The following is a 22,167-nucleotide window of genomic DNA, read 5'->3' as shown; positions in this document are numbered from 1 at the left end:
AGATGACGAAAGAGGCCTTCACTGTTGCCTATGGCGGGCTTCCGCTTGAGGGAGAGGCGCGCGACGGGGAGTTGACCTGGCAGACGCTGATCTGCGCCGATCGCACGCCCAGCGGCTCGCTTGTGGTGGGCGTTGCCGAATTTCCCCCCGGCGGCCATCTGAAATTCCACCGCCACGATCCGTCCGAATTCTATTTCTGCCTTGGCGGCTCGGCCGTGGTGCATGCCGATAACAAGACGATGGAACTCAGACCCGATGTGGCCGCCTTCATCCCGGGCGGCACCGAACACGCGATCGTCGCCGGGCCGAATGGCCTGAAGCTACTCTACGGCTTCGCGCGAGACAGCTTCTCCAGCATTGAGTATGATTACACGGGCAGGCCACTGGCCTGATCTGGGCGAAGGCCCTCTACCGGTCCATGGCGGCTACTACTGCATCCGGCTTGCCTATTGATACCGTATAAGGTATCAACAATGACCAAGGCGGACAAACTCTTGCGCGCGATGCGACGCAATCCGGCAGGCGATTGGTCGATCGAGGACGTGCGAAGAGTGTGTGATGGATTGGGCTGGGCCTGCCTGCCACCTTCGGGTGGAGGATCGCATTGGAAGGTCGTCATTCCGGGCTCGGAGGCGATCCTCACGATCCCATCGCGGCGGCCTATCAAGCCTGTCTATGTGCGCCTGTTGATGAACTACGCAGAGGCGAACGAAGATGGCGGCTTTGAAACAGACTGAATCGGGATACGCGATACTTGTCGAGCCGCTGTCTCCGGCGAATGGCTGCGGCTGGCTGGCGACTGTTCCGGCGTTGCCCGGCTGCACAGGCGACGGCGATACGCCGGAGGCGGCGCTTGCCGATGCAGAATCCGCTATCGTCGAGTGGATTGATGCAGCAAGGCAATCGGGCCGCAAAATTCCCGGACCGCAAGCCGCCGGGCAATGGCGGCAAAGGGTGCCCCGGTCGCTTCACGAAAAGCTGAAGATTGTGGCGGCGCGCGAAGGCGTTTCCTTGAATGCCTATGTCGCGAATGTCCTCGCAGAAGCGGTCGGGCGTGCGGCATAGTCCGCCTATATGGGCGAAGAGTCCGGCACACCCGCGCCGCCCGATCTGAAGTCGCTCGCCGCCGCACTGGGCGTCGAACTGCCCAAACCGGAGGAGGAGGAAGACGAGGATGAGGACGATTTCGTAGATGTGCCTGAACGCCCCGGTCCGCCCAATTACTGGTAACCGGTTACCGGAACGGAATGACAAGTTTGACAAGTTCCGCGGCTTCGCTCACCTCTCCCTCTGTGGGAGGATCGCGATCATGGCAGTGATGCGTTCGGCATTTCGGGGCGGCTGTCTGCTTGGGCTAATCGGATTTGTCGGCGGCTTTGTCGGGCCGATCATCTTCACGCCAGAGGCCAATCAGGGGCCCTTGCTCGGCATCTTCATCACCGGCCCGCTCGGCTTTGTGATCGGGTTCATCTCGGCCGGTGTGGTCGAATTCATACGCAGTCGTTCAGGAGGATAGACATGACGGAATTGGTGGGCGGATGCCTGTGCGGCGCGATCCGCTATCGCGCAGAGGCCGAACCGGTGATGCAGGGCATCTGCCATTGCACGCATTGCCAGAAGCAAGCGGGCAGCGCCTTTTCGATCGTCATGGGCTTTCCCAACGGGACGGTTGCCATAGAAGGCACGCCCAAGAGCTATGATGACAGTGGTGACAGCGGCGGGCGGGTTGAGCGTATCTTCTGCCCGAACTGCGGCTCCCCGCTTTTCACCAAGGCGGATGCAGCGCCGGACCTGTTCTTCATCAAGGCCGGGACGCTCGACGATCCATCACGCTTTGCCCCGGCGATCCACTTCTATGCGCAGACCAAGCTGCCCTGGGTCGAAACCGGCGACGTGCCTGCCTTTGAGCGCATGCCGGGCTAGGGTCTTGAATCGTCGCCCCTGCGCAGGCAGGGGCCTCTGCGGCAGTCAGTGCCAAGGCCTCTCACAGGCCCCTGCCTGCGCAGGGGCGACGGTCAGGCTAGGCAGGACGCTTCAGAACCCAACGAACCGCGCCGCTTCGGCCACGGACTTGCGTTCCGAAACGACGGCGTTGGCGGGGAAGCTGTCGTCGGGCCAGCCGAGTGCGACGGCCTTCATGATGACCTGATCCTCCGCGATGCCGGCATGTTCGCGCACCACGGGGGACTGCATGATGCCCTGGCTGTTGATGACGCAGCCCAGTCCGCGCGACCAGGCGGCGTTGACGAGTGCCGTCGTCACGGCACCGCAATCGAAGGCGGTATCGTCGCTGTCGGCCAGCTCCCGGTCATAGGTGATGATCACGCAGACGGGCGCATCGAACTGGCGGAAGCCGCGCAGCACCCAGTCCTGCCGGGCTGGCGCATCGTCGCGGGCAATGCCCATGGCGCTGAACAGCTGCTTGGCAACGCCGACCTGCCGGTCGCGGTGGACACCGGCAAAGGCATGGCCGGTGCGGAACTCGCGGGAATGCGGGATGCCGGCCAGGTTGCGCTCGGTGTTGCCCTGCCGGATCCGGTCAAGCGGCTCTCCGGTCAGCACGGTGAAGTTCCAGGGCTGGGTATTCATCGAAGACGGCGCGCGCATCGCGATCGCCAGGATCTCCTCGATCAGTTCGCGGGGAACCGGATCGGGCTTGTATCCGCGAATGCTCCGCCGGCCCAACACAACATCATCGAACTCCATCCTTCACCCCTGATCCAGTTTGTCTCGCCCGTCGCCTTACGCAAAGCCCGTCATTGAGCAAGCCCTACTCGACATTCGCTGACCCCGGTGCCAGTCTGCCGGCATGCGCGAGAAGGAACTCAGGCTGGCCCTTGTCTGTTATGGCGGGATCAGCCTTGCCATCTACATGCATGGCGTCACCAAGGAAGTGTGGCACCTTGTCCGCGCCAGCCGTGCCTATCACAGCGGCCTGACGCCCGGCACCAAGGTCGAAGCGGTCTATGTGGAGCTGTTCAGGCTCATCGAGAAGACAGCGCATCTGAAGCTGCGCGTCCTCAATGACATCATTGCAGGCGCCAGCGCCGGCGGCATCAACGGCATCTTCCTTGCCAAGGCCATCACCAGCGGCCAGTCGCTCGATCCGCTGACGGACATGTGGCTGGACAATGCCGATGTCGACAGGCTGCTTGATCCCGATGCGCGGCCGATGTCCTCCTTCACCAAGTTCTGGGCCACGCCGATTGCCTGGCTCGCGCTCAGTCGGCGTGGCGGAACGGTTGACCGGACGGTTGCTGCCGAAGGCCGGGATGAGGTGCGCAGCAAGCTCTCCCGCTTCGTCCGCGCCCGCTGGTTCGAGCCGCCGTTCGGCGGTCCGGTCTTCACGAACATGCTCCTTGACGCGTTCGATGCCATGGCTCGGTCGAAAACGGAACGACGCCTCCTGCCCGCAGCCCAGCCGCTTGATCTGTTCGTCACGGTGACAGACTTTGCCGGGCATCCCGAAACGCTCCGCCTGCACAGTCCAAGCCACGTCATCGAAACCGAGCACCGGCTGACGCTCTCCTTCACGGATCGTGCGGCGCGCGGTACACACTTCGGTGACGTTGCGGCACTGACCTTTGCCGCGCGCGCGACGGCCAGCTTCCCCGGGGCCTTTCCGCCGTTGAACGTTTCAGAAATTGATGGCGTGCTGGCTGATCGCGGACAGACCTGGCCGGGACGGTTCGAGTTTCTCGCCAGATCACTTCCTGGCGTCAGCAGCAAGGCAGAAACGGCAATCCTGATTGATGGTTCAGTGCTTGCCAACGCGCCGTTTGGCCCTGCAGTCGAGGCGCTGCGGGATCGCCCGTCGCGCCGCGAAGTGGACCGGCGTTTCGTCTATATCGATCCGAAGCCCGGCATGCGCTCAGTCCGGCTGACGAAGAAAGGCAAGGCTGAACTGCCGGGCTTCTTCGCGACCATCTTCGGGGCAATGTCGGACATTCCCCGCGAACAGCCCATTCGCGACAGTCTGGAGGCAATCGAAGGAAGGTCCTCCCGGATCCGGCGCATGCAACGCATCATCGACGCGATGCGCCCTGATGTTGAAGCGGCAATCGAGGCCATGCTTGGCAGGACATTCTTCCTCGACAATCCAACGGCCGCCCGACTCAAGAATTGGCGCAACAAGGCGCAGGAACGCGCCGCGCGCGACGCGGGCTACAGCTATGCAGCTTATGGCCACGCCAAATTGTCTCATATCGTTGAAGAGATTGCAGCACTTGCCGCGCGTCAGGATCCCGAACTGCGTGGCCACCGTTTCGACACGCTGAGACAGTCGCTTTGGGATGAGGTCCGCCGGCGCGGTGCGGACATGATTACGCTCGGTCCCGGAAAAGGCGCCAGTACTGCTGCCATCCAGTTCTTCCGCGCGCACGATTTGAGGTTCCGGATCCGGCGACTGCGCTTCGTCTTGCGGGCTATTGATGCACTTCAGGTCGATGGTCGCGTTGCAGAAGACGATGTGGAGCCGCTGCGGGATGCAATCTTCAAACTGCTCTCGCGCTACCTCGACCGCGAAGGCGTCGGTTTCTATGAATTGCTAAGCCATGATAACGCCGCAGCAATGCTCGATGATATCGAAGCGCAACGCGGCCTGACAGAGCTTGATGCTGAAATCGATGCGGAATTCGCTCAGGCCATCGGCAATTGTCCCAAATCGTCGCGCCGCACCATCCTCTATGCGTATTTGGGCTTCCCTTTTTACGACCTCACGACATTGCCCATGCTGCAGGGCGAAGGTCTGGATGAATTCGACCCGATCAAGGTCGATCGCATTTCGCCAGAAGATGCGACCGCGATCCGCAAAGGCGTGCTCGAAACTCTCAAGGGAATTCAGCTTAACAGCTTTGGTGCGTTCTTCAGCCGGTCCTATCGCGAAAATGACTATCTCTGGGGGCGGCTACATGGCGCCGACCGGCTTTTCGACATCGTGATTTCCAGCGCAGGCATTGACCCTGAAGAAGCCACTGCGCTCAAACGCGAATTGCTCTATGCCGTGCTGGATGAGGAACGCCCGAGGCTTCTCCACATTCCCGACCTGTTCGAAACTCTGCAACGCGAGATTGCAGCCGGGCCGGTTGCGGCCTAAGTCATATTTGAGGGTCAACAATAAGATGGGTAAGCGATGCAATTCCTGAAGACATTGTTCTGGGTGCTGATCGCAGTCGCAGCGATGCTGTTCGCATTCAACAACTGGAGCATGGTTACACTGAACCTTTGGGGCGGCCTGCAGCTTGATACACGGCTTCCAGTCTTGCTTTTTGCGGCGTTCCTCATTGGTCTGGTTCCTGCCATGCTGATCCACCGCGCAACGCGGTGGAGCCTGAAACGCAGGATCAATACTATGGAAAAAGCATTGGCTGAGGCGGTAAATCCGGCGCCGCCCGCTGAAAGAATTGCACCTGCCGGGGCGATACCGCCCGGTGCCGCACCTATTGCAGTTCCCCCGGGGGTTGCATGACATCCAAGATTTTCGTCGCGCTGGACACGCCAGATCTGGATCGAGCAAAGGCGATTGCAGCAAGTGTGAAGGGCCATGTTGGAGGGATCAAGCTCGGCCTTGAGTTTTTCTCTGCCAACGGGCGAGCCGGTGTCCGGGAAATGGCTGCTTTGGGCCTCCCGATCTTCCTTGACCTCAAATTGCACGACATTCCCAACACTGTGGCAAAGGCAGTTCAGGCCCTGCGGCCTTTGAAGCCTGCCATCCTCACAGTTCATGCAAGTGGCGGCAGAGCAATGATGGAAGATGCCAAGGCCGCTGCGCCGGAAGGCACAAAGGTCGTGGGCGTCACAGTTCTCACAAGCCTGGACGGAACTGACCTCCAATCAATCGGCCTTGATGCAGATCCCCATGCGCAAGTCGAACGTTTGACACTTTTGGCAAAGGACGCGGGTCTTGATGGAGTCGTCTGTTCGGGAAATGAAGTCAAAGCTGCTCGCAAGCTCTGGCCCAAAGGCTTTTTTGTCGTTCCAGGCGTGAGGCCTGCCGATGGAAGCGCAGGTGACCAGAAGCGCGTCGTCACTCCGCGTGCGGCCCTTGATGCCGGCGCCTCGATCATAGTCGTCGGACGTCCCATCACGCAGGCAGACAATCCAGGTATTGCCGCCCGCGCAATCGAAGCCACTCTCTGAGCCCATGCCTGTAAAAACGAAGATTTGCGGGCTCAAGACGCCTGAGACCATTGATGCCGCCATCAAGCACGGCACCAGTCATATCGGGCTGAATTTTTATCCTCCCAGTCCACGCAGCATTTCCTTCGATGAGGCGCGTGCGCTTGTTGGGCCAATTCCCCACCATGTCCGGCGGGTCGGCGTTTTCGTCGATCCCTGCAATGCGCTGCTTGAACAGGCGATCGAGGCAGGAAATCTCGACGTAATCCAGCTTCACAAGACAACGCCGGGTCGGGCCGCTGCGATCCGGGCGCAGTGCGAGCGTGAGACGTGGAGCGCAATCGGCATCCGCACTGCCGACGATTTGAAATCAGCGGCCTTCCATATTGGCGCGTCCGATTTCCTGCTTTATGACACATTGCAGCCGGATGATGCAGCTCTGCCCGGTGGAATGGGCGTACGCTTCGACTGGACCCTGCTTGCTGGCTTCGTGCATCCTATGGCTTGGGGTCTCGCAGGTGGATTGACTCCCGACAATGTCGCAGAGGCTATTCGGGTCACCGGGGCTCAACTGGTCGATACATCATCCGGGGTAGAATCTGCTCCGGGCATCAAGGATGTGGACAAGATCGCTGCGTTCCTTAAAGCAGCCGCCAGATTATGACTCTTTCAAACTCTCTTCGCACCGGTCCGGACGAACGCGGGCATTTTGGCCAATTTGGTGGTCGCTATGTCGCCGAAACGCTGATGCCACTCATCCTTGATCTTGAACGCCACTACGAGGCCGCCAAGGTCGATCCTGCCTTTGCGTTGCAATTTGACGATTTGCTCGAACATTATGTCGGTCGCCCTAGCCCCCTCTACTTTGCGGAAAGGCTGACTGAAGAGCTTGGCGGGGCAAAAATCTACTTCAAGCGAGACGAGCTCAACCACACAGGTGCCCACAAGATAAACAACTGTATTGGCCAAATCCTGCTCGCAATGCGGATGGGGAAGACCAAGATCATTGCAGAAACCGGCGCAGGCCAGCATGGAGTGGCTACGGCCACCGTTGCTGCCCGCTTCGGACTGCCCTGCACAATTTTCATGGGTGCACGCGATATTGAGCGCCAGCAGCCGAACGTATTTCGGATGAAGCTACTTGGTGCGGAAGTGCATTCGGTAGAAAGCGGATCGCGTACACTGAAGGACGCAATGAATGAGGCGCTGCGGCATTGGGTCGCGAACGTGAGCGACACGTTCTATATTATCGGAACTGCAGCAGGCCCCCATCCCTACCCCGAACTTGTCCGAGACTTTCAGTCCGTCATCGGCCGGGAGGCTCGCGAGCAAATATTGAAGCGCGAAGGTCGTTTACCAGACCTTCTGGTGGCAGCAATTGGCGGCGGTTCGAATGCGATTGGACTTTTTCACCCGTTCCTTGACGATCGAGAAGTCCAAATGCTTGGAGTCGAGGCTGCGGGGCATGGACTCGACAAAGAGCATGCTGCGAGCCTTGCCGGCGGATCCCCAGGGATCCTGCATGGCAACAAGACATATCTTCTGCAGGATGAAGACGGACAGATCACCGAAGCGCACAGCATTTCCGCAGGCCTTGATTATCCGGGTATCGGTCCTGAGCACAGCTGGCTCCATGAAATTGGCCGAGTCCGATACGAAAGCGCGACCGACATTGAAGCTTTGGAGGCATTCAAGCTCGTGTGCAGACTGGAAGGCATCATTCCGGCGCTCGAACCCAGCCATGCGATTGCTGCTGTCATGCGCATCGCCCCCAAAATGGCCAAAGATCAGATCATCGTCGCCAATCTGTGCGGACGCGGCGACAAGGACATCTTTACAGTGGCAGAGGCGCTGGGGGTCACGATATGACCCGCTTTGCGTCCGCTTTTGGCAAGGGGCGCCCCGTCATTGCGGCATTTGTGACGGGTGGCGATCCAACACCCAGCCATACTTCGGCGATCCTCGACGCGTTGGTTGAGGGTGGTGCCGATGTGGTCGAGCTGGGCATGCCTTTTACCGATCCAATGGCTGATGGTCCGGCGATACAGCTGGGCAATCTGCGGTCGTTGGGCGCAGGTACAACAACAGCGGACCTGTTTGCGATTGCCAGGAATTTTCGTGCCCGCCATCCAAACGTGCCACTGGTTCTTATGGGCTATGCCAATCCAATGATCAGACGCGGGCCGGATTGGTTCGCCCACGAATGCACATCGGCCGGAGTCGACGGTGTGATCTGCGTCGATCTTCCGCCGGAGGAAGACGATGACCTGGGCCTTGCCCTGCGCGCAGCTGGCGTCGACCTCATTCGTCTTGCCACGCCGACAACCGATGCAAGCAGGTTGCAAGTCGTGCTCAATGGAGCTTCGGGTTTCATCTACTATGTTTCGGTCGCCGGTATCACGGGGCTCCAGCAAGCCACGTCTGACAGCATCGCAGGGGCAGTTGCTCGGCTAAAGGCTGCGACATCACTGCCCATCGTCGTCGGCTTTGGGATTCGAACTCCCGAACAGGCTGCAAAGGTGGGTGCCGTTGCGGATGGCGTGGCGGTCGGCACCGCGATCGTAGAACTGGTTGGAAAACATGGCGCAAACGCTGCGGGTCCGGTTAGGGACTATGTCGCCAGCCTGAGGCACGCTATGGATGCTGCCTCCAAGGAGAACGTCGCATGAACTGGCTGACACGCGTCCGCAACGCCATTCCATTCATTGCCAAGCGCGACACGCCTGACAATCTCTGGATCAAATGTTCCGGCTGCGCGCAGATGATCTTTGCGAAGGAATTCGAGGACAATCTCTCGGTTTGCCCTGTTTGCAACCAGCACGGCCGCATTGGCCCCTCGACCCGTTTCGAGCAATTGTTCGATGAAGGCAGCTGGATCGTGCTCAGCAATCCACGTACTGTTGAAGACCCCCTGAAATTCCGGGATTCAAAAAAATATGTTGATCGTCTGAAGGCAGCCCGCGCCGAGACCGGGGAAGCGGATGCCTTGATCAACGCACAGGGCCGGATCGAAGGGCAGCCGGTCGTTATCGGAGTCCAGGATTTCGCGTTTATGGGCGGATCGATGGGTGTTGCCGTTGGAGAGGCATTCATCACCGGAATACGCGCCGCCATTGCAGCCAATTGCCCTTATGTGATTTTCACAGCATCGGGTGGCGCGCGCATGCAGGAAGGCATTCTCTCACTGATGCAAATGCCCAAGATGACCGTGGGCGTGCAGGAACTCCGCGACGCCGGCTTGCCGTATATTGTTGTGCTTACCGACCCGACTTCGGGCGGTGTAATGGCCAGTTATGCGATGCTCGGCGACGTGCATATCGCTGAGCCGAAAGCTACTCTTGCGTTTACCGGGCGGCGCGTGATCGAGAACACAATTCGCGAGAAGCTCCCAGATGATTTCCAGACTTCTCAATATCTGCTCGATCATGGCATGCTCGACATGGTCGTGTCTCGCCGCCACTTGCGGGAAACCATCGCAAAACTTATCGGCTATCTGCAGCCACAGGGAGTGGCGGCCTGACGTCTCGTGGCTGACCACGCAAAAAGCGATGATCCAGCTGTCCAGAAACAGCTGGACAGGTTAACGATGCTTTCGCCGGGACGCGACGTTCTTGGCCTTGAACGCATATCAGAGTTGATGTCACGTCTTGGCAATCCTCATCGGGATCTGCCCCCGGTGTTTCATGTCGCCGGCACGAATGGCAAGGGGTCGACCTGCGCCTTTCTTCGCGCCAGCCTCGAAGCAGCAGGCAAGACTGTCCATGTTTATACAAGTCCACATCTTATCCGGTTCAATGAACGCATAAGGGTTGCAGGCCAGCTGATCGGTGACGTGAAGCTCGCGCCATTGCTCTCCGAGGTACTCGACTGTTCGACCGATATTGCGCCAAGTTTTTTCGAGGCAACGACGGCTGCCGCCTTCCTCGCATTTGCCCGTACGCCAGCCGATGCCGCCATCATTGAAGTCGGATTGGGCGGAAGGCTTGATGCAACCAATGTGATCCCCGATCCAATTGTCTGCGGGATTGCCCAGTTGGGGATCGATCACCAGGCCTTTCTTGGCGACGATGTTGTGACGATTGCCGGAGAAAAGGCCGGGATTGCAAAACCAGGCGTTCCCCTTGTGACAATGAAGTATCCAGCAGCAGAGACCGAACGGATCACCAGAGTCGCGTCTGCGGCTGGGGCTCCCTATTATCCCAAAGGGAGTGATTGGGACGCCATCTCCTATAATGGCCAGCTCCACTACCGCGATGAATCCGGCAAGCTTTCTGTTCCCCTGCCTCGCCTTGCTGGCGAGCATCAAGCACAGAATGCTGCGCTTGCCATCGCAATGTTGAGGCACCAATCAACGATAGGCGTACCCGAGGCAGCAATTCGTGCCGCAATGGGGTGGGCAGATTGGCCTGCCAGGCTCCAGCAATTGAGCGATGGGCCTTTGACCCATATCCTGCCGAGAATGACGGTCTGGATCGATGGCTGCCACAACCCCGCTTCTGCGGAAGCGGTTGCCGGTCAAATCGACGCGATTTTGGGCAAGGACGAACCCTTGCACATTGTAACCGGTGTGTTGGCAAACAAGGATGCCGAAGGCATATTGGCACCCTTCATCAATCGTGCGACTTCATTCCGAACAGTCCCGATCCCGGGTCACCCTCACCACCCGCCTGCAGATTTATCCGCTTGGTTGCGCCGCCAATCTGTTACCGCCGAACCGGCTACGGACGTGGCCTCTGCGCTGCGTTCGCTAGCAAAGTCGGACGTAGAATCCGGTGCGGTCCTGATTCTTGGATCGCTCTATCTCGCTGGCGAAGTCCTCAGGGAAAACGGGGAAGAGATAGCATAGAATCTCTGCCGCTGGCGATTGTGAACCCGCTCCTCGAAAAATGTTCAAGATTGAGCCGCGCGAGATTTCAGTTTGGCTCTTGCTGCTCGCCCGCATCCCCCATCGCGCTATCGACCAGACCTTTGCGCATCATGATCCAGAAAAGCAGGATGCCGGGAACTGCAAGTGCAGTCGTCAAAAGATAGAAATCCACATAGCCAAAACTCTCGATCATCGCCCCTGCCGTCGTCCCGGTCAGGAACCGGCCAACCACGCTCGCACCGGCCGAGATCATGGCATATTGAGAGGCTGTAAAGCGCAAATCGCACAAGGCGGCAAAATAGGCGACGACCACGACACCGCCATAGCCACTGGCAAAATTTTCGAACCCTATCGCCCCAGCCATGCCCAAATTGCTGTGCCCAGCGGCAGCAAGAGCCGCAAAACTGAGGTTCGAAACTCCCATGAGCACCAAAGCAAGGAGGACCGCTCTTTTTAGGCCGAGCTTGGCGTAGATTACGCCGCCAACAAAGATGCCGATCAGATAGGCCCAGAATCCAACGCCAACATCATAGAAGGCGATTTCATCATTGCTGAACCCCAGATCATCGAACAGCAACCGAAACGTCAGATTGGCCAAGGTGTCGCCGATCTTGTGAACCAGAATGAACATGAGAACCAGAAATGCGCCCGTCCGTTGGAAAAACTCCTTGAACGGGCCGATGATCGAAAACCAGACTTCTGCCAGTCCCTTTTTTTCGATCACAACGACGTGCCGTGAAGGTTCCCCCATTATCAGACCGGTCAACATTGCAGGCAACGCGAGCGCTGCACAGGCCATATAGGCCGCAGACCATCCCATTCGCGCTGAAACGACAAGTGCAAGTGCGCCGGCCCCCGCTGAGCCGATCCGCCAGCCATATTGCGACATTCCGGAACCGACGCCAAGTTGATACGGTTGGAGGGTTTCAATCCTGAAAGCGTCGATCACAATATCAAATGTAGCTCCCGCTACACCGACCAGAACTGCAGCCACGACCGTCGCACCGATGTTATCGGCCGGATCGACAAGCGCCAGATTGACAACTGCTGCGATGACCATAGTACCTGCAAAAAGCAGCCATGAAACACGTTGGCCAAGTGCTCCGATGATTGGCAATCTGACGCCATCAACGATCCATGCCCAGAACATCTTCAGATTGTAGACCAGAAACGCCAGGGTAAAGGCTGTTACAGTCTTCTTGTCGATTCCATCCTGGGCCAGCCGCGTGGTAAGCGTTGCGCCAATCATTGCGTAAGGGAATCCTGACGAAATACCGACGAAGAATGCTGCCAGTGATTCCTTCTCGAAATACTGACTGACTGATCCCCAGAGGGATCGCTCCTGCAACGTTACGGATTGGCTGGTTTCACTCAACGCACTTGCTCCCGGCTCATTTTCGCGCAAACCTAGCGCCAAATTCGGGTAAGGATAGCCCTGTCATGACCATGCTCTCACCCACTGACGGCCAAATGGCGCTGGCACAGCAAATTGCTGAAGGCGCTGGCCGGCCAAACCGCGGCATTACGCATGTATCAGCCAGCCGTTATGTCGATCCCGCATGGTTTGCGCAGGAGAAGGCGGCACTGTTCGATACATTGCCTCAAGTCATTGCCCCATCTGCGCTTTTGCCAGAGCCGAATATGGCCGTCCCGCACGACAGCACGGGTCGGCCGCTGCTCCTGGCACGTGACAAGACTGGCAAAGCACATGTCTTCCTGAACGTCTGTCGGCATCGCGGTACGCGTCTGGTCGAAGGTCTGGACACCGTTTGCTCCAGCAGGATTGCGTGCCCCTATCACGCATGGACGTACGCGCTTGATGGCACGTTGATTGCCATGCCGCGGCCTGAAACTTTTCCTGGTCTCGATAAGGGAGAATATGGACTGAAGCGTTTGCCAACGCATGAAGCGGGCGGGCTGATCTGGTTCTCACCAGTCGAAGATGCAGACTTCAGCGAAGCAGCGACTCTAGGGCGGGATTTTGACGCATTCGGGATGGCTGGCCTTCATCTTTTTGCGAGACGAACTCATGATGTACCTGCGAACTGGAAGCTGATCATGGACGCTTTTCTCGAAAGCTATCACGTCACGCGGCTGCATTCCGAAACAATTGGGCCCTTTTTCAAGGACGGGATAACGGCAGCCGACATGATCGGCGGGCACCAGCGATCAGCGGTCGGGCGCGCAGCCGAACTTGCAGATATCGACATGGGGAATTGGCCGCAGTTACGATCCGCAGTGACCTTTGCCTATTCGCTCTTTCCTGCGGCGGAAGTCGTTGTCAGCCCGGACTATGTGAACCTGATGGTCATGATGCCTCAGGCGGTCGATCGCACATTGGTCGAGGACTTCATGCTCATTCCCGAAGCACCTCAAACGGAAAAGGCGCAGCAGCATTGGCAAAGGAGTTGGGACCTGCTCGACGGCAGTGTGTTTGGGTCAGAAGATTTCCGGGCAGCTGCGTTGGGGCAGGAAGGTCTCACGTCCGGTGCCGTAACGGAGCTGACCTTGGGCACACTGGAAGGAGGCATACGCCAGTTCCATGATGCAATAGAGGGGCGGATTGGTCAGATATAGCGCGCAGCTGCAATTCTTCCGCCAGGACCTTCCCGAAACAATAGAGCATAGCGGTCTGCGCCAGACTGCTTCATGAGCCTTGCGGGCACAGTGAACGTGGCATTGCCGCCGAACCAACGCCCCACATCGTTCTCGGCAAGCACAACATTGGTATAGCGAACTGCGCGGCCGCCATTCTCGCCTGCTCCAATCCTCACAATTGCAGAGCTCTTGAGCGCGACCACGATGACGGACGCATTTGTGCTGACGCGTTGATCGATCATGATTGTGCGCCCGCCATCAGCCGTTGCACGCGCGGAAACCGTCGGGCCCGGCCTTTGCTTCTCGACCTCAATGAGGCGCCGCAACTTGCCTTCGCTTGAGCCTACGGCCGCCATTCGCCCCTGCACCATAGCCTGCGGAGTATAGACTCCTGACCCTTCGCCGCCACGCGCTGCATAACTGCGCTGCAATATCGTGTTTGCCTCGCGGGCCAGCGTGTCCTTCCAGCCAAGGCTGTCCCAATAAGTTACTGGCCGCGTGATGGCCACAATGTTGGGCTCCTTTGCCAGCCTTTCGATCAGAGCATCTGCAGGCGGGCAAGATGAACACCCCTGGCTCGTGAAAAGCTCGACTGCGACTGGTGTCATTTTAACGAAATTTGCGGGGGGTGGGGCTCCTGAGGAGACTGCAAGAAGGGTAGAAAGCAGGACGACAAGACGCATGGCAAATCTCACTAAACAAGTCTAACGGCGTTCGCATGAAACGTCATTCCGGTTACACGGCCCGGCCCCCAAGTGCCCCAAAAGCGGATCCTCGCGAAGAACAGCGCATTGCGAAGCTTCTCGCACGCGCAGGTATCGCTTCGCGGCGCGAGATCGAGCGGATGATTTCGGAAGGCCGTATTGCTCTCAACGGCGTAACGATCGAAACGCCCGCGACACTTCTCAAATCCTTGACCGGCGTGACCGTCGACGGAAAATCCGTAAAGCCGCCTGCCGCCGCCCGGCTCTTTCGCTACCACAAACCCACGGGGCTCCTGACTGCAGAGAGAGACCCAAAGGGCCGGCCAACCATATACGACCGCCTGCCGAAAGGCCTCCCTAGGCTGATGCCAGTTGGCAGGCTTGACCTGAACACGGAAGGGCTATTGCTGCTCACGACCGACGGTGAACTCAAGCGCCAGCTCGAATTGCCGGCAACCGGAGTCACCCGTTCCTACCGAGCGCGGGCCTACGGCAACGTCAGCCAGGCACAACTGGAAAGCCTGATGATGGGCGTTGAAATCGAGGGCATACGCTATGGCAGCATCAATGCGAACCTTGAACGGCGCACCGGTGCCAATGTCTGGATCGAACTCAGCCTTGCGGAAGGGAAAAATCGCGAAGTTCGGCGGGTGCTGGAACATTTGGGCCTAAAGGTCTCGCGACTGATCCGGACAAGCTATGGCCCCTTTGTGCTGGGTGATCTCCCTGCCGGGGGCGTTGATGAAATCAAGCAGCACGAACTTGTGGCTTTTCGGAAATCCCTGTGAGAATCATTTCGGGTCAGTGGCGCGGCCGAGTAATCGTCGCCCCCAAAGGCGAAACGACACGGCCCACTGCCGAAAGGACTCGGGAAGCTCTGTTCTCAATGCTCCTCAGCCGCCTTGGTAGCTTTCAGGGACTTCGTGTCGCAGATCTTTTTGCTGGCTCGGGCGCCTTGGGATTAGAGGCGCTTTCGCGCGGGGCAGTTATGTGCACCTTTGTCGAACAGGACCGCCAAGCTATTGAAGCTTTGCGAACGAATGTCTCCGCACTCAAAGCCGAGGCTGATATTCGCGCGCAATCAGCAACCACGCTTGCGCCTTCGAGCGAGCCATATGATTTGGTGATGATCGACCCGCCTTATGGCACAGGAGCCGGCCAAGTTGTGCTCGACCGGTGCAAGCGGCTGGGCTGGGTCGGTCCGAGCACTTTGATCAGCATAGAGACCGGACGGGCGGAAACTGTCACCGTACCAGGCTTCCTTGTCGAAGCGGAACGGGTACATGGAAAGGCAAAGATTACGCTGTTGCGACCCTCCGCTCAGTAATCAAAACCCAATGTGATCGTTGGACCGGAGCCGGGTAAGGCATTGCCGCCAATCCTCTCTCGCCACTCTGCGGCCACCCTGAAAGAAGTATGAGCAACCCGAAAGCGGGCTGCGATTGTTGGCCCGAGGTCCACTCTGGAAACGCCTGGCTGTGCTGACCCAGCCAACACTCCGCCAATCCGCAGGCCCCCCTTTTCAAAGTCCAGCAGTGCATGCTCTGCCCGCAAAGCGCCATCGACAAAGCCATCGCGGCTCTTCAATCCAACTGCACCCGCCTGAACATAACCCGAGAAAAGCAACTTGGCGGGGATGTGAACGTCGTCGAAGCCCGTCGCAACTAATGCCGCCACGGCATTACGTCCCCCTCTGTCCAATCCAACCCGACGTTCAACGATAAGCTCGACCGGAACCCGACCTGATCTCTTAAGCGCAAAGCCAAAGCCGGCTTCTTTGCCTTCTTCTAAAATGATGGGTGCAGAAATGCGGCCGCTGGCTGACAAGGAAAACTGGCCAGAGCGAATGATCTGGCGTTGAGCGCGCAATCCAATTTGACTCCCGCCAAGCTGGCCATTGGTAGCGATACCAGCTTGTCCGCTACCTGTTCGAAGAAGCGCATATCCGGAAAGCTGCCAGTTTCGGGAGACTTTATCAAATTGCGGTGCACTCCTCGTTGTATGGGTCGAACCCCATTTGGCCGGCATTGTTTCAGTTGGCTGTTCCTGGTCCCTGACATCAAAATCTTGACCAGTAATTGGCAATTGCAAGCCATTGTTTTGCCCAGATCTTAGAGATTGTGCGTCGGCAAAATGAAGCATGCTGCCCGTCATGTGCAGGAAGGACAATGGAGCGTTGACGTCAATTTTGTCCGGAATATCAGGCTTGGACAATAGAGTGGCCAAGGCAACTGAAGCCAAATGATCTCTTTTGGGAAGCGGCAGCTGAGGCGGCCCGGCAGAGAAACTGAGTACGGAAAGTCGAACGACAATCCAGCCGAACACAAGCGCGGCAAGATTGACTATTGCAGGTGACTTTGCGCCCTTCATCACATTCTAGAGGGAAAGACATGCATCGTCTTTTCCCATTTAATCTGCCCCGTACGCCGCGCCGAAAGATGAATCCGAACCGCTTCGAAGGCTGCCAGTATGCCTATGAAATTTGAAATGAATACTCGAGGAATTGAAAGGGCGGCTTCTCGCCAACCATAGTATCTCCAAGTGCACAATGATCGAATGGCGAGGCGCCACATTGCCATGCCAAAATTGACCAATAGCAGCCCACCCAAAACGCCATCCGGTGCGAAGAGCTGCAGTCCAGATATGCCCTGCAAGAGCCAAATCACCATCACATTGAGCAGAGCAAGATATGCTGCAACAAGGATGACTGCCGAAACGAGGCCCCGGCGATCTCTCGCTCGCATCCAGATTTCGGACCATCTGCTGCCCCAGCCTAAACGCATCCACCCTTCGAGCCCGATCCCTGCCATCCATCGCGCCTTTTGCTTCACTGAACTGGCCAGCTGATGTGGGAAATAGGCCTGGGTGCAGACGAATCCTGGTAAAGATTTGTCAGCTTCAACAATGAACGCGGAATTGAACCCCAAATCTCGCAGCCTGAGTCCCAATTCATAGTCTTCTGTCAGGCTGTCTTCCGAAAACGGCTCTCCGCCGCAAATCGTCGCGAGCACTTCAATTACATCCCGCCTGAACATGCAGCCAACGCCAGCCGATGGCAGCGCTGCTCCAATGGCCTGGCGGGCGATCATGGTTTTGCCATGCGCCTCGGCAAATTCGTCACAATAGTGGCCGCTGATCCATAAGCTTGCCGGATTTCGGAGCGGATAAACAGGCAACTGGATCATTGCGAACGCGGTTGCCCTGCGTCGAAAGACATTCACTTCGTCGGCACTAATGACATCTTCGGCGTCGTGCAGGATGATGCCTGCGAATTTCCGGCGGCGTGCCTGCTCGAAAGCCAACAAAGCGCGATACAAGTTGTTGAGGCAATGCGCCTTGGCCGTGCCACCTTCGCGGTCAACCAGAACCAGGGAGATTTTTTCCCCCTCGCGTTTCCGGACCACCGAAATTGTATTTGGATCATTGGGATAGCAGCCCACGAACATGTGTACGTCATCCCCAGTATAGGAGATCAACGCTGCGTCGAGCATCTGGCCGATGACATCGGCTTCGTTCCAAGCCGGAACGAACACGGCAAAAGGGCCAAGTTTGTCAGCTTCAAGAGAAACTGGTGAGCCCTGCGATCTGGCCGTCAATCGCCTATGCGATACCCGGACCCAGAATGCGACGAGATCGAGTAAAATTTCAGATAATGATCCAAGGAAAATACCTACACCCGCAAACAGGGCAAGTTCGCGGAAAGATATTTCCAGGAATGAAAAAACTTCGGACAATTAAAATGATCCATGTGATGCACCCATTACTATGATCCAAGTCAAGTAATTGGTTGCACACGCACCCTAGAAAATTTTTGTGGATATCGACGGCGCCCCTGAGAGCACTGGCATCCAAAAACTTGAAACCGGTGTTCACCACAATGACGGAAGATTGTTTGGAGTTGGCGATGCTGAATTGGGATGATTTGAACTTTTTCCGATCCATCGCACCGGAACGAAGCTTCAGAAGAGCAGCGGCCAAGCACAACCTGTCCGTGAATACGATTCGATCCAGAATTGACCGACTTGAGAAGGCACTCGGCATGACGCTTTTCCAGCGAAGCCGGGATGGCTTGTCTCTAACCATCGAAGGTATGACCGCGCTCGATGTCGTGCTCGAGATGGACTCTGCAATCGGTCGGCTTGCACCTCGCGCCAACAATGCGCAATCAACTGGTGGTGAAATTCTGTCCTTATATTGCACTGAAGGCATTGGTGAGTTTTTGCTTGCGCCCAAGCTGCCAGCCCTGATGGAGTCGATCGCGAGTAAGATTTCGCTCCAATGCGATGCAGATCAAGATCGCATTCATTCGACTGATCGCGACATTTGCATTGGCTTCGCGCGGCCGACCAATCCAGAAACGATTGTCTGCAAGCTGGCAACAATCCGCTTCATTCCATGTGCTTCTGAGGCCTATCTTGATCGCTTCGGCAGGCCATCATCTATGGAAGACCTTGAAGGCCACCGTTTCATTTTGCAGGAATCCTATGGTCTAACTGAGGAGAGCATGCGGCAAATTTTCGGGAATGAACGGGCAGATCGCCTAATCGCTGCAAAGACCAATGGCATCAATCTTCTCCATCGCGCAATCGGAGCGGGTTTTGGTATCGGGGCACTACCAAGCCATCTTTGCGACTTGGACACCAACATCGAAATTCTTGACCTGCCCATCGTTCAAAATTCCGACCTCTGGATGTCCTTCAATCGCATGTCGATGTCATCGCATTCGAAACGCAACGCCATTGATTGGATAAAGCAATGCTTCCAACAAATGGCTGCACCCGCGAGTGCAAGCGATAAATTGGCTGGGATTAAGATTGTCGAAAGCGGAATACACAATCAAAATGCAGTTTCAGAGGCAATGAAGAAAATGCTGGTGCCGGCTGCAGGGGACTATCCCACCGTGCTAGAAACGCCTGATTTCCGTTACCTTAGTCATCCCACGGGCGATTGATGTGCCCTGTTCTTGTGCCTCTTTTCGTCCCGACTTGCAAGCCGATTGAGCTAGGAGACCTTAGGTAGTTCGAGGTCGACATGATGGCTCATGCTGCTATCCTATCGAACAACAAGCATCTCAAAGAAAACAGGGGCAACGTGGCAGTCGATCTTCAGGACCTTTCTCGCCGTCTATTTCAGACCGCCAATCAACTCTGGACAAATACCGCGCTTCGGCCGGATCAATACGCGCAACCCGTGCTGGCACTTATTGCCCTTCGTCAGATGGAGACCAAGTTTGACCTTGTCGGACAGGAATTGGCGAAAACCTTTACCGGCCGGTTGAGCCCAGCTCCCAGTGATTACCAAGGGCGCGGCGCAGTGTTTCTGCCGGACAATGCACGCTTCTCCTACCTGCTCGGGCTGCCTGAAACATCCAATCTGGCAGAGGCCCTCAACGAGGCCATGAAGGGCATTACAGAGGCCAATCCGGACCTCGCTGGGGTGCTGCCTCAGGGCTATGGATCGTTGCCTGACAGCGTCCTGAGAGAGCTTATGCGGCTCCTTGCGCCCCTTAAGATCGAGGGGGACGCCTACGGCCTCATCTTCGAGTATTTCATGGGCCAGTTCGCCTCAGCCTTCATGCAGAAAGGTGGGGAATACTTTACGCCGTCGTCCATCGTGAAGCTGATCGTCGAGGTCATCGAGCCCTATCACGGCAAGATATTCGATCCCGCTTGCGGGTCAGGCGGGATGTTCGTCCACTCTGCAGAGTTCGTCCGCCGTCATCATAAAACACCTTCGAGGGAGCTGAGCGTTCACGGCACCGAGAAGATGGCAGACACGCAACGGCTCTGCCGGTTGAACCTGGCGGTCCATGGCCTTTCCGGGGACATTCGGGAAGCCAACAGCTACTATGAGGACCCGCACGGCATGGTCGGCAAGTTCGACTTCGTGATGGCAAATCCACCCTTCAATCAGTCCGAGGTGGATCGGGATCGGTTGGTCAACGAGGCCGGGAAAGTCGACGCGCGTTTCCCTCTTGGCATCCCTACGACGAACAACGCCAATTACCTCTGGATCGGCATGTTCTATGCAGCGCTTAACGAGACCGGCCGTGCTGGTTTCGTCATGGCGAACAGCGCAAGTGATGCCGGGGGTTCTGAAAAGGAGATGCGGCGCAAGCTCATTGAGAGTGGTGCTGTCGACTGCATCATATCCACATCGCCAAATATGTTCTTTACAGTGACATTGCCGGTGACCCTCTGGTTTCTCGATAGGCGCAAGGCAATGGGGCCGAGGGGAGATCAGGTGCTCTTCATCGATGCGCGGCACATCTTCCATCAAGTAAGCCGAGCCTACCGCGACTTCACTCCTGAACAGATCGAGTTCTTGGGCAACATTGTGCGGCTTTGGCGGGGCGAGGAGGTCGAAGTAGAAGCAGGCAGCGCGGCACTTGTGGCTTCAGCTTTCGGCGGCGAGGGATACCGGGACGTTCTAGGGCTTTGCAAAGCCGCCAATCGGGCAGAGCTCGCCGCTCTAGACTGGAGCCTAAATCCTGGCCGATATGTTGGTGTGGCCCTTGGCGAGCAGCGGGACGATGAGGATTTCAAAATGCGGCTGGAAGCCCTTCAAGAGGAGCTAGAGGGGCTAAACGCCGAGGCGGCGCGGCTGCAGGCAGTGATCGCGCAGAACGTCGCTGAGGTGTTGGAGGCATGAGCCACTTTCCATTAGCTCCGCTCAGTGAGCTTGCGGAAGTCAATCCGAAAACCAAGCTTGCAAAGGGCAACGACCATCCATTTGTTGCGATGGAAAACGTCTCGCCAGGACGACGTTATGTTAAAGCGCAGGGACATCGTTCATTGGCTGGCGGGGCTCGGTTCGAACCAGGTGATACGCTGCTTGCACGGATTACACCGTGCCTAGAGAATGGTAAAATCGCTCAATACGACCCATGTGGAAAGGCAGGATTTGGGTCCACCGAGTTCATAGTCCTTCGCGCGAAACCTGCGGTCGCTGATCCTGGATTTGTTCACTACCTGGCAGTTAGCGAGGACGTACGAGCACCCGCTATAGCCAGCATGTCTGGGGCATCGGGAAGGCAACGAGCGGATGCCAAAGTTGTAGCTCATGCACTCGTTCCAGCCCCTCCCCTCGACACCCAACGCCGCATCGCGTCCATCCTCGGGGCCTATGACGACCTGATCGAGGTCAACCGGCGGCGCGTGGCGTTGCTTGAGGAGATGGCGCGGGGCCTGTTCGAGGAGTGGTTCGTCCGCTTCCGCTTCCCAGGGCATGAAGATGTGCCGATGGTTGAGATGGCCGAGGGGGTGTTGCCGGAGGGGTGGAGAACTATGCCTCTCTCTGCAGTGGCATCCATTAATGCACGATCACTTAGGCCAGCCCAAGCGCCGAAAACGATCGGCTACATCGACATAGCTTCGGTTGCTCCCGGTGAGGTCCAGAACGTCTCATGGATGCTATTTTCCGATGCACCTGGTCGAGCGAGGCGGATGGTGGCGGATGGAAGTATCCTATGGTCAAACGTAAGGCCAAATCGGCGGTCATTTGCCGTGCTAATCGACCCACAAATGCATACTATTGCTTCTACCGGCTTTACAGTCATCGACGCGCTATCCGTTCCCTTTTCATACCTTTACCATTGGGTAACGACAGATGCGTTTGTCGGGTATCTAGTTGGCCACGCCACGGGAGCGGCGTATCCGGCTGTAACTTCTGCGACGTTCGACCGCGCTTTGGTCGTGGTGCCCTCAGGCCAGGTATTGGCAGACTTCAATAGGTTTGCTGAACCGACGTTGAGACTGGTTGAGAAAATACGTCGAACTAGTCGCTCTTTGGCTGCATCTCGCGATCTCCTCCTCCCTCGTCTCATCTCAGGCCAGCTTTCAGTGGAGGTCGCTGAGCAGCAACTTGAGGAAGCCGCCTGAT

25 protein-coding genes are annotated in these 22,167 nt (G+C 57.4%); 20 read left to right on the top strand and 5 right to left on the bottom strand.

What is annotated here, in order from left to right:
• Nucleotides 1-2 precede the first annotated feature (2 nt).
• From K0O24_RS10985 to K0O24_RS10960, 6 genes are all read left to right on the top strand, one after another.
• The gene (locus K0O24_RS10985) at nt 3-392 is read left to right on the top strand and encodes a cupin domain-containing protein (protein ID WP_219892800.1); all 390 of its coding nucleotides are present in this window, start codon (nt 3-5) and stop codon (nt 390-392) included.
• Nucleotides 393-473: 81 nt separating this feature from the next.
• Complete coding sequence (locus K0O24_RS10980) at nt 474-737, top strand: type II toxin-antitoxin system HicA family toxin (RefSeq protein ID WP_219892799.1); 264 nt, start codon at nt 474-476, stop codon at nt 735-737.
• The gene (locus K0O24_RS10975) at nt 715-1,065 is read left to right on the top strand and encodes a type II toxin-antitoxin system HicB family antitoxin (protein ID WP_219892798.1); all 351 of its coding nucleotides are present in this window, start codon (nt 715-717) and stop codon (nt 1,063-1,065) included. Before K0O24_RS10980 ends, K0O24_RS10975 begins: the two co-directional genes overlap by 23 nt.
• Before the next feature lie 9 nt (nt 1,066-1,074).
• Nucleotides 1,075-1,230 carry a hypothetical protein gene (locus K0O24_RS10970; protein WP_219892797.1) on the top strand — a complete coding sequence of 52 codons (156 nt, stop codon included), beginning with the start codon at nt 1,075-1,077 and terminating at the stop codon, nt 1,228-1,230.
• A 79-nt stretch (nt 1,231-1,309) separates the two neighbouring features.
• Complete coding sequence (locus tag K0O24_RS10965; RefSeq protein WP_219892796.1) at nt 1,310-1,516, top strand: hypothetical protein; 207 nt, start codon at nt 1,310-1,312, stop codon at nt 1,514-1,516.
• A 2-nt stretch (nt 1,517-1,518) separates the two neighbouring features.
• Nucleotides 1,519-1,923: a GFA family protein gene (locus K0O24_RS10960; protein ID WP_219892795.1), complete on the top strand. Its 405-nt coding sequence runs from the start codon at nt 1,519-1,521 to the stop codon at nt 1,921-1,923.
• Nucleotides 1,924-2,034: 111 nt separating this feature from the next.
• Here K0O24_RS10960 and K0O24_RS10955 read toward each other — a convergent pair whose 3' ends face one another.
• A complete protein-coding gene (locus tag K0O24_RS10955; protein ID WP_219892794.1) occupies nt 2,035-2,706 on the bottom strand; it encodes a nitroreductase in 672 nt (223 codons plus the stop codon).
• 103 nt (nt 2,707-2,809) lie between these two features.
• Here K0O24_RS10955 and K0O24_RS10950 point away from each other — a divergent pair, with 103 nt between their 5' ends.
• The 8 genes from K0O24_RS10950 to K0O24_RS10915 are packed head-to-tail and all read left to right on the top strand — an operon-like array spanning nt 2,810 to nt 10,963.
• A complete protein-coding gene (locus tag K0O24_RS10950; protein WP_219892793.1) occupies nt 2,810-5,095 on the top strand; it encodes a patatin-like protein in 2,286 nt (761 codons plus the stop codon).
• Nucleotides 5,096-5,131: 36 nt separating this feature from the next.
• Nucleotides 5,132-5,467, top strand: coding sequence for a LapA family protein (locus tag K0O24_RS10945; RefSeq protein ID WP_219892792.1), 336 nt, complete (start codon nt 5,132-5,134; stop codon nt 5,465-5,467).
• Nucleotides 5,464-6,138 carry an orotidine-5'-phosphate decarboxylase gene (gene pyrF / locus K0O24_RS10940; protein ID WP_219892791.1) on the top strand — a complete coding sequence of 225 codons (675 nt, stop codon included), beginning with the start codon at nt 5,464-5,466 and terminating at the stop codon, nt 6,136-6,138. The genes K0O24_RS10945 and pyrF overlap by 4 nt, the downstream gene beginning before the upstream one ends.
• Before the next feature lie 4 nt (nt 6,139-6,142).
• On the top strand, nt 6,143-6,781 hold the full coding sequence (locus K0O24_RS10935) for a phosphoribosylanthranilate isomerase (RefSeq protein WP_219892790.1): 639 nt from the start codon (nt 6,143-6,145) through the stop codon (nt 6,779-6,781).
• Complete coding sequence (gene trpB, locus K0O24_RS10930) at nt 6,778-7,986, top strand: tryptophan synthase subunit beta (protein WP_219892789.1); 1,209 nt, start codon at nt 6,778-6,780, stop codon at nt 7,984-7,986. The genes K0O24_RS10935 and trpB overlap by 4 nt, the downstream gene beginning before the upstream one ends.
• Nucleotides 7,983-8,786, top strand: coding sequence for a tryptophan synthase subunit alpha (gene trpA / locus K0O24_RS10925; protein ID WP_219892788.1), 804 nt, complete (start codon nt 7,983-7,985; stop codon nt 8,784-8,786). Before trpB ends, trpA begins: the two co-directional genes overlap by 4 nt.
• Entirely contained in the window at nt 8,783-9,637 is an 855-nt protein-coding gene (gene accD / locus K0O24_RS10920) for an acetyl-CoA carboxylase, carboxyltransferase subunit beta (RefSeq protein WP_219892787.1), read from the top strand. Before trpA ends, accD begins: the two co-directional genes overlap by 4 nt.
• 6 nt (nt 9,638-9,643) lie before the next feature.
• Complete coding sequence (locus tag K0O24_RS10915) at nt 9,644-10,963, top strand: bifunctional folylpolyglutamate synthase/dihydrofolate synthase (protein ID WP_219892786.1); 1,320 nt, start codon at nt 9,644-9,646, stop codon at nt 10,961-10,963.
• 67 nt (nt 10,964-11,030) lie between these two features.
• Here K0O24_RS10915 and K0O24_RS10910 read toward each other — a convergent pair whose 3' ends face one another.
• Complete coding sequence (locus K0O24_RS10910; protein WP_246611199.1) at nt 11,031-12,332, bottom strand: MFS transporter; 1,302 nt, start codon at nt 12,330-12,332, stop codon at nt 11,031-11,033.
• 92 nt (nt 12,333-12,424) lie between these two features.
• Here K0O24_RS10910 and K0O24_RS10905 point away from each other — a divergent pair, with 92 nt between their 5' ends.
• Nucleotides 12,425-13,561, top strand: a complete 1,137-nt coding sequence (locus K0O24_RS10905) for an aromatic ring-hydroxylating oxygenase subunit alpha (RefSeq protein WP_343211235.1) — start codon at nt 12,425-12,427, stop codon at nt 13,559-13,561.
• Here the strand turns inward: K0O24_RS10905 and K0O24_RS10900 are convergent.
• Complete coding sequence (locus K0O24_RS10900; protein ID WP_219892784.1) at nt 13,552-14,190, bottom strand: DUF1223 domain-containing protein; 639 nt, start codon at nt 14,188-14,190, stop codon at nt 13,552-13,554. The two genes, K0O24_RS10905 and K0O24_RS10900, sit on opposite strands and share 10 nt — an antisense overlap.
• A gap of 110 nt (nt 14,191-14,300) precedes the next feature.
• Here K0O24_RS10900 and K0O24_RS10895 point away from each other — a divergent pair, with 110 nt between their 5' ends.
• On the top strand, nt 14,301-15,074 hold the full coding sequence (locus K0O24_RS10895) for a pseudouridine synthase (RefSeq protein WP_219892783.1): 774 nt from the start codon (nt 14,301-14,303) through the stop codon (nt 15,072-15,074).
• Nucleotides 15,071-15,613, top strand: a complete 543-nt coding sequence (rsmD, locus tag K0O24_RS10890; RefSeq protein WP_219892782.1) for a 16S rRNA (guanine(966)-N(2))-methyltransferase RsmD — start codon at nt 15,071-15,073, stop codon at nt 15,611-15,613. The genes K0O24_RS10895 and rsmD overlap by 4 nt, the downstream gene beginning before the upstream one ends.
• Here the strand turns inward: rsmD and K0O24_RS10885 are convergent.
• Both K0O24_RS10885 and K0O24_RS10880 read right to left on the bottom strand, forming a co-directional pair.
• Complete coding sequence (locus K0O24_RS10885) at nt 15,607-16,656, bottom strand: hypothetical protein (RefSeq protein WP_219892781.1); 1,050 nt, start codon at nt 16,654-16,656, stop codon at nt 15,607-15,609. The two genes, rsmD and K0O24_RS10885, sit on opposite strands and share 7 nt — an antisense overlap.
• Nucleotides 16,656-18,020 carry a glycosyl transferase family protein gene (locus tag K0O24_RS10880; protein WP_219892780.1) on the bottom strand — a complete coding sequence of 455 codons (1,365 nt, stop codon included), beginning with the start codon at nt 18,018-18,020 and terminating at the stop codon, nt 16,656-16,658. The genes K0O24_RS10885 and K0O24_RS10880 overlap by 1 nt, the downstream gene beginning before the upstream one ends.
• Nucleotides 18,021-18,163: 143 nt before the next feature.
• Here K0O24_RS10880 and K0O24_RS10875 point away from each other — a divergent pair, with 143 nt between their 5' ends.
• The 3 genes from K0O24_RS10875 (at nt 18,164) to K0O24_RS10865 (ending at nt 22,166) form a co-directional block, all read left to right on the top strand.
• Entirely contained in the window at nt 18,164-19,237 is a 1,074-nt protein-coding gene (locus K0O24_RS10875) for a LysR family transcriptional regulator (RefSeq protein ID WP_219892779.1), read from the top strand.
• Between the two features lie 80 nt (nt 19,238-19,317).
• A complete protein-coding gene (locus K0O24_RS10870) occupies nt 19,318-20,937 on the top strand; it encodes a type I restriction-modification system subunit M (protein WP_219892778.1) in 1,620 nt (539 codons plus the stop codon).
• Nucleotides 20,934-22,166 carry a restriction endonuclease subunit S gene (locus K0O24_RS10865; RefSeq protein WP_219892777.1) on the top strand — a complete coding sequence of 411 codons (1,233 nt, stop codon included), beginning with the start codon at nt 20,934-20,936 and terminating at the stop codon, nt 22,164-22,166. The genes K0O24_RS10870 and K0O24_RS10865 overlap by 4 nt, the downstream gene beginning before the upstream one ends.
• The last annotated feature ends 1 nt before the right edge of the window (nt 22,167 follow it).

This window comes from Aquisediminimonas profunda, assembly GCF_019443285.1.
Taxonomy (GTDB): Bacteria; Pseudomonadota; Alphaproteobacteria; order Sphingomonadales; family Sphingomonadaceae; genus Aquisediminimonas; species Aquisediminimonas profunda.
The sequence above is the reverse complement of the archived record's forward strand: the minus strand, read 5'-3'. Positions and strand labels throughout refer to the sequence as shown.